A 12731-nucleotide genomic window follows, 5' to 3' on the forward strand; every position below is an offset into this window, starting at 1 on the left:
GGAGAGCGAAAACCTCTGGGCGACACCCGCGTGCCGGCACGCCCAGAGGCCAGTCGGGGCGAAAAGCCGCTCGAGGCCTATTACCGGGAAACCCCGATCATCTTCAGCGTCGCCTGCGTGAGCGGGCTGTCGGCCTTGGCCAATTCGCAAAGCAGGTTGAAGTGATTGCAGTGCGGGGCATCGACCCGCCGGACGTCCAGGCCCGCCTCGCGGCACGCGGCCTCGTAGGCGGCGGTCTGGTTCTTGAACCCTTGCGTCTCCAGGCCCCCGACCGAGACGATCATGGGCAGCCCGGGCCGCGGCAGGTGAAAGAGCGGGCTCAGCCGCTCGGCCTGGTCGGGATACAGCCGGAGCCACTCGTTGACGTTGATGTCGCATAGGGGCCGTATGTCGTACAGGCCGCTCAAGGCCACCACGCCCTTGATGACGTCATCCGGCACGCGGTACCTGTCTTGCCACCCGGCAGCGGCCAGCATCCCCGCCAAGTGGCCGCCCGCCGAGCTCCCACCCACGTAAATGCGGTTCCGGTCAAGGCCGTACTGTTCGGCATGATGGTAGATCCAGGCGATGGCAGACCGGACCTCGCGCACCGTTTCGCCCAAGGTGCCCTCGGGCAACAGGGTGTATTCCACCGGCACCACCGCCACGCCCGCGGCGTTGAACACCGGCGCCATGATCGGGGCGTCTTCCTTGGTCTGCGAACGCCAATAACCCCCGTGGATGAAAACGAAGACCGGCGCCGGCCGGCAATCGGCCCGCGGCAGGAAAATGTCTAGCCGCTCGGCCGCGCCCATGCCGTAGTAGAGATCGAGCACAGCAGCGCAGCGACTGCGGGCCACCGCGGCCAGTTCGGCATACTCGCGCACACAGGCGTCGAAATCGGGTACGGAGGCGCGCGCGTTGTATTGGACCGCGCGCTCGGCAAGATCGGAAAACAGCAGGTCAGGCATCCTGGGGTTCATGCGAGGGCTCGTCATTGAAAGAAGCGAAGCGTTCGATCAGCGCTACCGTAGTCCGATAGTGTTCCGCCAGCAAACGCACTGCTCGCTCGCTGTCGCGAGCGAGCGCCGCGTCCATCAACTCTTGGTGCTCACGGCCCACGTCGCGATCGATGTCGCCCCATCCGGAGCGGCCACGCAGCGTGGGGCGGCGATACCGCTCGGTCTGCGTATACATTTGCATCGACAGCTCCGTCAGCCAGCGCGACCCACATGCCCCGATCAGGGCCTGATGGAAGTCGAGGTGACGCTGCTCTAGGAGCTCGCTCGCCTCGGCGTCCGGCTCGGGCATGCCCTGCACGCGCTTGGCCGCCAGGTTCAACGCGTGATAAGCAGCCACCAACCGGGTCTCCCAGGCATCGTCGCCGTTCTTGAGCGAACGGCGCATGGCCTCGCAATCGATGAGGATGCGGGTCTCGGCGGCATCCCACATCTCTTCGCGCGAGAACGGCGCGACCCGGAAGCCGCGCGAGGCGGTAGAGACCACCATGCGTTCGCTCTGCAAGCGGTTCAGGGCCTCGCGTATGGGCGAAAAACTAATGCCGTAGCGCTGTTTGAGGAATTCCAGGCGCAACGACTGTCCTGGCTCGATTTCTCCGGAGATCAAATCGCGCCGAAGCGCGCGATAGACCTGTTCGGCCAAGGTGATCTCCTCGACCCCGCCGCCGAGGGCATCGTAAGACCGTTCGGGGCTCTGCCGGGTGGCCTTGACTCTTGGTTTCAAGCATCGTCTCCTGGGCAAGCTCCGCCCCTTGGGGAGCGGTGAATCAATACTTCCCAGATAATAATTCGCCGCAACCCGGAACGTTGGTGGACAGGCCCAGTTTTCGCATCATTTGCCAGGAAGTCGCCACCGCGGCGGAAACCGTGGGAATGCCCGATTCATCCTGTACTGCCTGGATGGACGGCAGGGATTGCATCTGGACGCAGGCCGACAGCACCAGGGCGTCAATGTTGCCGCGATCGAGGCGCTTGTAGATCTCGAGCAGGCGCGCCGGGTCTTGCGCCGCCACCTGCAGGTTATCCGGGATCTCGAGCGCGACGTAGTCCTTGACTTCGATGCCTTCGTTTTCGATGTATTCCACGACGAGGCGCGTCAGCGGCTTCATGTATGGGCAGACCACCGACACCCGCTTGGCGCCCAAGGCATGCAACCCCTCGACCAGGGCGCCTGCGCTGGTGACCACGGGCGCAGGGGCACCGTTCTCGGCGGTGCGCTGGTGCAGGCGCGCCTCGGACACGCGGTGATAGCCCTTGCCCATGCTCATGATGGCCACCAGGCAGGCGTAACCCAGCACATCCACGCGCGCATCGGACAGCTCGATCGCACAGCGGTCGCTGTCGCGATCCATGGCTTCGAGTTCCTCCTTGACCACTTTCTTCATGCGCATGCGGCTGGAGTGGAAGGTGAAGCGCTCGGGTGCCACGGCCTCGCGCATGCGGAACATGGCCGGAATCTCGGTTTCCATCGTCGTATTGGACGACGGAACGATCTGGCCAATCTTGATGGGCGCGCCGGGGGCGCGGCTTGGCACGGGAATCATGGATTCATACCTCGGTAGATGTCGGATGAGGCACCGCGGGCGCCTCCGGGAACTCATCGCGCGACGCGTCGTCGTCCAAGAATTGCGCCGGCTGCTGCGAGCGGCGATTCACGCGCAGGTCAAACACATCGAAGCGGTTGTAGTGGCCAATGATGTCGTGCATCTGGCGGGGCTGGATGCAGCGGGCAAGATCGATATCGGCATAGACGATGCCCTCGCGGTCAATCAGCGGCTCGCCGATCACGCGCCCGTCCGGGCCGAGCACGCCTGAGAACGCGCTATTGGAACGACGCAGCAAATCGCGGGTGTGAGGATGGGTAGCCGCCATTGCCTCGACGATTTCCTCGGAAATGGTCGAGCACGACACGATGGTGAAGACCTTGCCTTCGAAGCTGTGGGCCGCGGCGCGCACCTTGATGGCTTCGGCCATGTCGTAGTCGGCGGGGGCAACCGGCAGGGAGATGTAACTCGCAACGTGCACCAGCTCGCCCTGGGCGAGGAGCGCGAAACGCGCGAGGGTATTGGTGTTCTCGCCGCATGCGAGCGCCCCCAGCTTGCCAATGGCGGTATCGTGCACGCGCAGCGACGATCCGTCGCCATTTGCCCACGTCAACTTTTCGGCCCAGGTGGGAACCAGCTTGCGGTGGCGGCCCAGCAATTTGCCGTCGGGGCCTATCGTCACCAGCGTGTTGTAGATCGTGGCGACCCCGTGTGTTGCGCGCTCGTTCACGCCGATCACCACGTGCACCCCGCATGCCTGGGCGGCGGCGGCGATGCGGCGGATCTCCGGGCCGGGAACCTCGATTGCGCAGCGGCACAGTTTCTCGAACCATGGGCTGCCCTCGATAGGCGTCATGATCCAGTTCCAGTACGGATAACCCGCCACGAATACTTCAGGGAAAGCGACGAGCGAGGCGCCGTTGCCTGCCGCCTCCTCGATAAGCGCGCAGACTTTCTCGACGGTGGCGTCGGTGTCCAGGTAAACCGGGGCGGCCTGCACCGCGGCGGCCTTGAAGCGGGGGAGCGTCAGCATGTTCAGTCCTTGTGAAATCAAAGGCCGAGATAGCGTTGAGCCAGTTCGGGCTGGGCAGACAGTTCGCCGGGGCTGCCGGCCCACACTACCTTGCCTTTCTCGACGATGTGATGCCGGTCTACCAGATCCTGCATCTCGGCCAGGTTTTTGTCGATCACGACAATGGTGAGACCTTCTCGCTTGAGCACAGCCAAGCAGCGCCAGATCTCTTGCCGGATAATGGGCGCCAGGCCCTCGGTGGCCTCATCGAGCACGAGCAAGAGCGGATTAGTCATCAGCGCCCGGCCTATGGCCAGCATTTGCTGCTCGCCGCCCGACAACGTGCGCGACGACTGCCGCCGCCGCTCGCCCAACCGCGGGAAAAGCTGGTAAATGCGCGGAAGATCCCATTCGACCTTGCCTCGTCCGGCGCGGCGCGTAGCCACCAGGTTTTCTTCGACTGTCAGCGACCCGAACACGCGCCTCCCCTCCGGCACCAGACCGACCCCCAGCCGCGCCACGGCATGGGGTGGCCGGTTGACCACCGGCTGCCCGTCGATCACGATGTTGCCGGCACGCACCGGTAGCATGCCCATCAGCGTGCGAACGGTGGTGGTCTTGCCCATGCCGTTGCGGCCAATGAGCGACACGACTTCTCCTCGGGCCGCCTCGAACGACATGCCGAACAGCACCTCGCTCGACCCGTATCCCGCCCGCACGTCTTCCGCGCTCAACATACTGTGTCCCCCAGATAAGCGCTGCGCACTTCTGGATGCCTGCGCACTTCCTCGCACGTCCCCGTGAAAATGAGCTTGCCGTAGACCAGCACGCTAATCCGGTCCGCCAGCGCAAATACGGCGTCCATATCGTGCTCCACGAGCAAGATCCCGTAACGTTCACGCATGCTCGCCAGGAGGCGTGTCATCCGCGCCGACTCCTCGGGCCCCATTCCTGCCATGGGTTCGTCCAGCAACAGCAGGCGTGGCTCGCGCGCGAGCGCAACGGCCAGCTCCAGCTGCCGCCGCTCTCCATGCGCCAAGTCGGCTACGGGAACGTCTGCGCGATGTGCCAACCCGACCTCGTCCAGCCAGCCGAGCGCGCGCTCGATCAGCCCCGCATCGCGCCGAGGGTCGGACCAGACGGAAAAAATCGTGCGCGGCCCGACCGTGAGGGACAGCATCACGTTCTCGAGTGCGGTGTATTCCTGGCAAAGTTGTGTGATCTGGAACGAGCGGCCGAGCCCTAGCCTGGCGCGCTCGTACGGCTGCATTGCGGTCACGCTGCGTCCGGCGAGGCGAATCTCCCCGGCATCAGGACGGATCTCTCCGCAAATTTGCGCAATCAACGTCGATTTGCCGGCTCCGTTGGGCCCGATCAGGGCATGGATCTCGCCTGCGCGGACATCCAGGTGTACGTCCTGGGTAGCGGCCACTGCGCCGAACGATTTACGCAACCCTCGCACGTCGAGCAGGATTTCGCCCGCGCTATTGTCTTGCTTGCCCATTGCGCTTTCTCAGCCATTGACCAAACAGGCCGTTCCTGCCGGCGAGCACCACCAGCACCAGGACCGGCCCCATAATGAACATCCAGTGTTCGGTCCAGGCCGACAGCGCCTGCTCTAGACCGAGGAATACCGCTGCGCCGGCGATGGGCCCAAGCAGCGTGCCCACTCCTCCAAGGATGACGATGGCCATTAACTCGCCCGATTTGGTCCACGATGCCATGTCGGGAGTGACCAGTTCGGCGTAATTGGCCCACAAAATGCCAGCCATGCCAGTACCCACGGCTGAGATCACAAACGCGGTGAGCCGATAGGGAATGGGGGCGGCCCCGAGGTTTACCGCGCGGCGCTCGCTTTGGCGCAAGGCCTGGAGCACCATGCCGAAACGCGAGTCGACCAGCCTGATGCAAAAGAACGTCCATGCTGCCAACAGCACGAGGCATAGGTAATAAAAACTGACCGGCTCATTCAGGTCTATGCCGGGCAGCTCGCTTCGCCGAGACAGCATCAGGCCATCGTCCCCGCCATATACCTGCAACGAGACAAGTATGAAGTACACCATCTGGCTAAAAGCCAAGGTGATCATGATGAACTGCACGCCGCTGGTGCGAAGAGCCAGGTATCCCACGACCACCCCCAGCAAGGCGCAGCACGCCAGCGCAAGCGGCCACAGCACCAAGGCCGAGGTTGTGCCCGGCCAGCCGAACAGCGGACCCGCCTCCACCGCGTGGAAAGTGACAATGGCTACCACGTAGCCGCCCAGGCCAAAGAACATGGCATGCCCGAAACTGACCAAGGCGCCATAGCCCAGCACCAAATCCAGGCTCACTGCTGCCAGGCCGTATATGACGAACCGGGTCATGGCGCTGACTAGGTAAGGCGTGTCCGTGACATGGGAGGCCACCGGCACCAAGGCCAGGAGGAACAAGCCCATCCAGCCGAACAGCGTACGGCGGCTCCACTGCGTGAACACCCTCTCCAAACCGGGTCCGGAACCGCCCGAGTCCGGCGTTGCGATATCGATCGTTCGATTCATCCCAAGAGCCCCCTCGGCCGAAAAATCAGGACCATCGCCATCAGCACATAGACGCTGGCAGACACCAATCCTGCCGCCAGCATGTCGGCAACTTCCGGCGGCAGCATGGCTTGCAGGATTTGCGGAAAATAAGCTCGTCCCAGGCTGTCTACCATCCCCACCAGCAGCGCGCCCGCCAGCGCACCACGCACTGAACCGACGCCACCGATCACGATCACCACGAAGGTCGTGATCAGCACGCGCTCGCCCATGCCTATCTCCACCGCCAGGAGCGGCGCTGCCATGACGCCCGCCAGGCCGCAAAGCAGCGCCCCGAGGCTGAACACCACGGTGTAAAGCCGCTGGATGTCGACGCCGAGTGCAGCCACCATCTCGCGATCGTCCGCTCCCGCGCGCACCAGCATGCCGACCCGGGTCCGATTGATGAGAAACCACAGCCCGAGCGCCACGAGCGCGCCAACCGCGATGAATGCCAGGCGCATGATCGGATACTCGAATCCTGGCCCGAGCGTCACGGTTCCTTGGAGAAAGGCAGGGATCTCCACCATCGGGGGCTGCCGCCCGAACACCATGCTGACCGCTTCGTTGGTGAACAGAATGAGGCCGAACGTCGCGAGCACCTGGTATAGGTGATCTCGCTGGTAGAGACGCCGGATCACGGCGAATTCGACCAACAGTCCGTAGAGCGCCGCGCCGGCCAACGCAGCCGCAGCGGCGGCCCCGAACGAGTTGGTCTGGCCGAGCGCGAAAGCGCCGCAGTAGGCCCCCACCATGTAGAACGACCCATGCGTGAGGTTGATGACCCCCATGATGCCAAAGATGAGGGTCAGCCCCGACGCCAGCATGAAAAGCATGGCGCCGTACTGCAGGCCGTTAAGCAGCTGTTCGATGAGCAGCGCCATGATCAGAGCTTGCACTGATCGGCGTAAGCGTCTTTGTCGTCGCTCACCACCTTGCGGACGACCTTGGGCACGAACTCATTGCCGCTGCGCTCGACCCGCATGAGGTAGTAGTCCTGGATCGGATGTTGGTTGTGGTTGAAGCGGAACTTGCCTCGCAGCGTCGGGAACTCCGCCTTGAGCATCGCAGCGCGGAATGCTTCCCCCTGGGACAGGTCACCGCCGACTGCCTTCAATGCCGAAGCAATCAGCAAGGCTGTGTCGTACGCCTGCATCGCATAGTCGGTGGGCTTGCGGCCGAAGGTCTCGGTAAACGCTTTTACGAAGGCGCGGCTCTGCAGATTGTCCATTTCGGTCGACCACATGCCCACGATGTAAAAGCCTTCAGCGGAGGGGCCGGTTGCCGCCAGCATGCGTCCATCCATGGAGAAGGCAGGCATCAGCATCGGAACGACCTTGTTCAGCCCCGAGTTGGCGTACTGCTTCGCGAAATTGATGCCCGAACCGCCCGGGTGGAACTGGTAGACGGCATCCGGCGCGAGTGAGCGGACGCGTGCCATCTCCACCGAGAAATCCGATTGGTCGAGCTTGGTATAGATTTCGGCGATGACTTCGCCCTTGTAGGTGCGCTTGAATCCGGCCATGGCATCGCGCCCCGCCTGGTAATTGGGCGCCAGCAGGACGACGCGCTTGTACCCGAGCTCGTTCGCGGCATGGCCGCCGGCGGAGTGATATGCATCGTTCTGGTAAGACGCGACGAAGTAATTCTTGTCGCATTTTTCCCCGGCAAACGTAGACGGCCCGGGATTCAAGCTCACGTAGAAAGCGCCTTCGCGCAACACGCCCGGCGCCACGGCGGCCAGCACGTTCGAGAAGTTCACGCCCGTAAAGAGCTTGATTCCCGATTGCAACATGCGGTCCGCGGCCTGCTTCGCATTGGCAGGCTTGAGAGCGTCGTCCTCGATCACCAGCTCCACGGGCACGCCGCCCAACTTACCGCCGCCTTGCCTGATCGCGAGGCTAAAGCCGTCGCGTTCGTCCTCCCCGATATAGCCTGCTGGCGTAGAGAGGGTCGTGATGAATCCTATCTTGACCGGCGCTTGAGCCTGAGCGACGCCGGTACCTGCAACGAGAAGCGCGCAGAGCACGCCCCGGATCCTAGTCGAGATCATATGGTCGTTCCCCAAGGATGTACCGCAACTACTGGAAAGCCCGCAACGAGGCGGAATCGAGCCGACATGCAGTACGCGCCGGCCCGGCGTGAAAGCCCGGCTAGACGGCTACCACCGGATGACGCAGGGTGCCGATCTTCTCCACCGTGGCCTCGACTACGTCGCCCGGCCACAGCCACTCTTGCGGGTTGCGGCCGGCGCCCACTCCCTCGGGCGTACCCGTCGCAATGATGTCGCCGGCTTCGAGTGTCATCGCCGCGCTGATATCCGCGATGAGATGCGGCACCTTGAACAGCATGTGGCGAGTGTTCGAGCTCTGCTTGGTCACGCCATTGACCGTGAGCGAGAGGTCGAGGACGTGCGGATCGGGAATTTCGTCGGCTGTGACGATGCAGGGGCCGAATGGTCCGTAGGTGTCCTGCCCTTTCGAATAGATCCACTGCCCGGCGCGTCGGCAGTCGCGCGCACTGATGTCAATCATGACGCTATAGCCAAAGACGTAATTGAGTGCGTCCGCCTCAGCCACGCGCTGCGCGCGCCGGCCCATGATCACGGCGAGCTCGACCTCCCAATCCAATTGCTGGGTGATCTTGGCGTTGTGCTCGATGGCCTCGCCCGGCCCGATCACGCTGGTGGGCGGCTTGGAAAAAATGACCGGCTTGGTGGGAAGATCTTTTGAGGTGTCGAGCGAACGGCTGGACTCTTCCACGTGCTCGACGTAATTGAGGCCGATGCCGAATATGTTCTTGCGGGGACGCGGAATCGGCGCCAGCAGGCGAACGTTTTCGAGCGGGATCGAGGTCCCGACCGGCCACTTGCCCTCGTACGACTTCAACAGCCCGGTGGCCGCATTCACCGCATCGGGCCCGAGATCGATGAAGGCCAGCATGTCGCCAGGCAGCGGCACGCCGGCTGCCGAACCCAAGCGTTCCAGGTCGATCACGCGATCGCCCACCACGGCACCTAATTTGGCTGCTTCGGCAACGGCGGTGCGATAAGTCACAAGACGCATTTTTTCTACTCCGTAGGTCGCACGAGGCGACAAGAATCCCTGCGGACCGAAGCCCGCGATATACGACAAGCGGTTGAAAGAAAGCGGGCCGCGCCCGCGAGGAAAGACTAGGCGACTATCGGTTGATGGCCGTCGTTGTCGACCAGGGCCTCTTCCCAATAAAGCCGGAGCGCGTGCATGACCGGCAAATCGTTGAAACAGAACAGGCACGCATCCTCGCTTTCGGACGCATTGGCATGCTCATGGAAGGCCCAGGAGGGCACGCAGAAGATGTCCCGCTCTTCCCAGTCGAAGCGCCGCCCGTTGATGACGGAGTACCCCTTGCCCTTGGCAACCTGGTAGATGAAGCTGCCGGTATGGCGATGAGCCTTGGTTTTCTCGCCCGGCCGCAACATTTGCATGCTGGCGCCGATGGTGGACATGACCGGTCCGCCCGTGGCGGGATTCACGTAGTTCATGATCACCCCGTCGTACGGGCTGCCTGCCGTGGTGGCCGCGTAGCGGCGCAAGGCCTCGTAGGTAGGCTCCCACTCGTACTTGAACAGCGGCGAATACGGCTTGCTCCAGCTGTCGCCATAGGGACGGAGCCCGGCACCGCCCCACGACGCCGTGGAATCGTTCACCGGGAAAGTCACGGCCTGGTGCAGATCGGGATGGACGGCGTAAAAGCCCGCCTCCAGGGCATTGACGAGGGGAATGTCCAGGCCGTCTTGCCAGATGCAGGGCGTACCGTCTTCGCTGACCCCGTGTTCATGCCAGGTGCCGTTAGGCGTCAATACGAAATCGTTGGCGCCCAGGGTCATCTTGTGGCCATCGACGATGGTGTAGGCGCCGCGGCCTTCCATGATGAACCGCAGGGCACTGGAGGAATGGCGATGCGCCGTCGCGACCTCCCCGGGATGCATGACCTGCAGGCCAGAATAGAGCCAGCCGACCGCCGCCGACACTTCGCGGCGTCCCGGATTATTCAAGTAGATCACGCGCCGCCCGGCCTGCTCGGGCTTGACGAGGTCCACCGAACGCAGGACGTGCTCCCTCAGGTCTTTATATCGCCAGAGCACCGGCACCGAATCCGATTGCGGCTGCCACGGCTCGATTTTGTTCGCGACCGTCCAAAGCGCGCCGGTTTCGAACTTGGCCAGTTCCTCGTAGTACGACACCAGCTCCGGCGTGTCGCTCACATTCGCTCGGCCGAGCACCTCTTCTCGATAGGCATCGTAGCGGGCCATGCTCCACTCCATCTTTTATAAAACATATTATCTTTTCGAAATACTATCGCCGGCCCGGATCGTCCACAAGCAGTTTTGACCTAGGGTTTACCAGGGGCCATGCTCGCTTCCCCATTCAGTTGTTTCTCATCGGGAAATAACAAGTTTGCGCCCCGAGGATGTCCAAATGGCCCGCCGCTGCCTACCATTTCGCCATCGAACAGGCAGACAGGAATCATCATGCTGGATATCGTTCCCACCGGAAAAATACTTGGCGCAGACGTACTCGGGCTGGACCTCTCCCGCCCGTTGTCCGATGAAGACTTCGCAGCGCTGCTGGAAGCGCTCGGCCGGCACGGCGTGCTGCGCTTCCCGCGGCAATCCATCACGCCGGCGCACTTGCGGGATTTCTCGGCGCGTTTCGGCGGCCTCCAGCGCACCGTCTCGGATGCGAACGAGCCGGGCATCCCTGAAGTGAGCATTCTTTCCAATATCGTCGAGAACGGGAAACCGATAGGCATTGCCGACGCCGGGCAGGACTGGCATACCGACATGTCGTACAACGCGACCGTCGGCTTCGTGAACGTCTTGTACGCGATCAAGGTGCCGCGCCGGGACGGCCGCGCGCTGGGATCCACTAGCTTCGCGAACATGCACGCCGCCTACGACGACCTGCCCGAAGACCTCAAGCAGCTGCTCGCCAACGCCACCGCCACCCACGACTTCAACAAGTTCTGGGAGAACATGCGTTCGCGCCCGGGCAGCACGCGGCCGCCCCTCACCCCTGAGCAACGCGCCAAGCGCCCGCCCTCCACGCATCCGGTGTTCCTGGACCACCCCATTACCGGCCGCAAGGTCTTGTACTGCAATCCGGGCTACGCCATCCGCATCAACGAACTCGACGCGCAGCAAAGCGACGAAGTGCTCGAACGGCTGTTCGCCCACCAGTTGCAGCCCAAGTACCAATACACGCACGAGTGGACCGAAGGCGATGTATTGATGTGGGACCACATCGGCACGCTGCACGCTGCCTGGCCCGACTACTTGCCGCACGAACATCGCCTGATCAAGCGCTGCCAGGTGCTGGCTGACCGCATTTTCGATCCGTCATTCCTGCCGGCTGCACTCCGACCGGCGCGCGACGCTGCCCAACACTGAGCGCGCCATGGGTTTCTTCGACCGGAACATCGCCCGCGCCCAATCCATCGATGACCTGCGCGAGGCGGCGCGCCGCCGCCTGCCCCGGCTGGTCTTCGATTTCTTCGACGGCGGCGCGGAGAACGAGCTCACCCTGAACGACAATCGCCGTGCCTTCGAGCGCGTGCGATTGTTGCCGCGCACCCTGGTGAACGTCGCCGAGGTCCAGACCCGGTGCACCGCCTTGGGGGCGCCGGCCGGCTTTCCGCTGGCCATCGCGCCCACCGGGGGCGTAGGCTACGGACGGCACGGCGGCGACTTGGCCATTGCCAAGGCAGCGGCACAGTTCGGCATCCCCTATACGCTCTCGACCAGCGCCACCGCTTCCATCGAAGAAGTGGCGCGCATCGCGCCCGGCCGCCTCTGGTTCCAGGCCTATGTGCTGAAGAACCAGGACTTTTTCCATTCGCTGATCGAGCGGGCGCGCGCCGCCGATTACGAAGCCCTGGTCATCACCGTCGACCTGCCCGTTGGCGGCAAACGCGAACGCGACGTCCGCAACGGATTCCGCACGCCGTTCCGGCTTACCTACCGCAGCTTCGGCGACGTTGCAATGCATCCTCGCTGGGCGTTTTCGCTGCTGCGGCACGGCATGCCGGTGAACAAGAACCTGATCGGCCTGCAGCGCGACGTCACGACAGTCGCTGGCCTGGCCTCGGCCGTGGGCCGCAACTACGACCCGTCGTTCGATTGGGACCGCCTGGCCCAGGTTCGCGACCGATGGCCACGCAAGCTCATCGTCAAGGGCGTGCTGCGGCCGGACGACGCCGAGAAGCTGGTGCAGCTCGGCGCCGATGCCGTGGTGGTCTCCAACCATGGCGGGCGCCAGCTGGATGGCGCATGCGCCACCCTCGATGCGCTGCCCGGCGTCGTCCGGGCAGTGGCAGGCCGCATCCCGGTGTGGCTCGACGGCGGCGTGCGGCGCGGCGTGGACATTCTCAAGGCCCGGGCACTGGGTGCCGAGGGGGTATTGGTCGGCCGGGCCACGCTATACGGCGCGGTGGCCGGCGGTGACGCCGGCGCGCACCGGGCCTTGCAGATACTGACCGAGGAACTGGTGCGCGCCATGAGATTGTGCGGGGCCCGGCGCATCGAGGATATCGACGCGAGCCTGTTGGCGCCGCCGCACTTTTCGACGCAGCCGTAACGACA

General features: G+C 63.7%; 13 protein-coding genes. 2 read left to right on the forward strand and 11 right to left on the reverse strand.

Features of this window, described 5'->3' with window-relative positions:
* Positions 1-80 precede the first annotated feature (80 nt).
* The 11 genes from Q0319_RS03365 to Q0319_RS03415 form a co-directional block, all read right to left on the reverse strand.
* Positions 81-962, reverse strand: a complete 882-nt coding sequence (locus Q0319_RS03365) for an alpha/beta hydrolase (RefSeq protein ID WP_299450899.1) — start codon at positions 960-962, stop codon at positions 81-83.
* On the reverse strand, positions 943-1722 hold the full coding sequence (locus Q0319_RS03370) for an FCD domain-containing protein (protein WP_296463124.1): 780 nt from the start codon (positions 1720-1722) through the stop codon (positions 943-945). The genes Q0319_RS03365 and Q0319_RS03370 overlap by 20 nt, the downstream gene beginning before the upstream one ends.
* 43 nt (positions 1723-1765) lie before the next feature.
* Positions 1766-2542 (reverse strand): Asp/Glu racemase, encoded by a 777-nt coding sequence (locus Q0319_RS03375; RefSeq protein WP_299450901.1) that lies wholly within the window; start codon positions 2540-2542, stop codon positions 1766-1768.
* Between the two features lie 4 nt (positions 2543-2546).
* Positions 2547-3575, reverse strand: coding sequence for a carbon-nitrogen hydrolase family protein (locus tag Q0319_RS03380; RefSeq protein WP_299450905.1), 1029 nt, complete (start codon positions 3573-3575; stop codon positions 2547-2549).
* 17 nt (positions 3576-3592) lie between these two features.
* On the reverse strand, positions 3593-4291 hold the full coding sequence (locus Q0319_RS03385) for an ABC transporter ATP-binding protein (protein ID WP_296463131.1): 699 nt from the start codon (positions 4289-4291) through the stop codon (positions 3593-3595).
* Complete coding sequence (locus Q0319_RS03390) at positions 4285-5058, reverse strand: ABC transporter ATP-binding protein (RefSeq protein ID WP_296463133.1); 774 nt, start codon at positions 5056-5058, stop codon at positions 4285-4287. The genes Q0319_RS03385 and Q0319_RS03390 overlap by 7 nt, the downstream gene beginning before the upstream one ends.
* Positions 5039-5989 carry a branched-chain amino acid ABC transporter permease gene (locus Q0319_RS03395; RefSeq protein ID WP_296463189.1) on the reverse strand — a complete coding sequence of 317 codons (951 nt, stop codon included), beginning with the start codon at positions 5987-5989 and terminating at the stop codon, positions 5039-5041. The genes Q0319_RS03390 and Q0319_RS03395 overlap by 20 nt, the downstream gene beginning before the upstream one ends.
* Positions 5990-6087: 98 nt before the next feature.
* On the reverse strand, positions 6088-6993 hold the full coding sequence (locus Q0319_RS03400; RefSeq protein ID WP_296463191.1) for a branched-chain amino acid ABC transporter permease: 906 nt from the start codon (positions 6991-6993) through the stop codon (positions 6088-6090).
* Positions 6994-6995: 2 nt separating this feature from the next.
* Positions 6996-8162, reverse strand: a complete 1167-nt coding sequence (locus Q0319_RS03405) for an ABC transporter substrate-binding protein (RefSeq protein WP_296463134.1) — start codon at positions 8160-8162, stop codon at positions 6996-6998.
* A gap of 100 nt (positions 8163-8262) precedes the next feature.
* On the reverse strand, positions 8263-9174 hold the full coding sequence (locus tag Q0319_RS03410; protein ID WP_296463136.1) for a fumarylacetoacetate hydrolase family protein: 912 nt from the start codon (positions 9172-9174) through the stop codon (positions 8263-8265).
* 107 nt (positions 9175-9281) lie between these two features.
* The gene (locus Q0319_RS03415) at positions 9282-10403 is read right to left on the reverse strand and encodes a cupin domain-containing protein (RefSeq protein ID WP_296463138.1); all 1122 of its coding nucleotides are present in this window, start codon (positions 10401-10403) and stop codon (positions 9282-9284) included.
* Between the two features lie 219 nt (positions 10404-10622).
* On the opposite strand from Q0319_RS03415, the gene Q0319_RS03420 reads away from it, so the two are divergent.
* Together Q0319_RS03420 and Q0319_RS03425 are read left to right on the forward strand one after the other, a co-directional pair.
* A complete protein-coding gene (locus tag Q0319_RS03420) occupies positions 10623-11540 on the forward strand; it encodes a TauD/TfdA family dioxygenase (RefSeq protein WP_299450911.1) in 918 nt (305 codons plus the stop codon).
* Between the two features lie 7 nt (positions 11541-11547).
* Positions 11548-12726, forward strand: a complete 1179-nt coding sequence (locus Q0319_RS03425) for an alpha-hydroxy acid oxidase (protein WP_299450913.1) — start codon at positions 11548-11550, stop codon at positions 12724-12726.
* The last annotated feature ends 5 nt before the right edge of the window (positions 12727-12731 follow it).

It is taken from the genome of uncultured Pigmentiphaga sp. (assembly GCF_937950555.1).
Lineage (GTDB): Bacteria > Pseudomonadota > Gammaproteobacteria > Burkholderiales > Burkholderiaceae_B > Pigmentiphaga.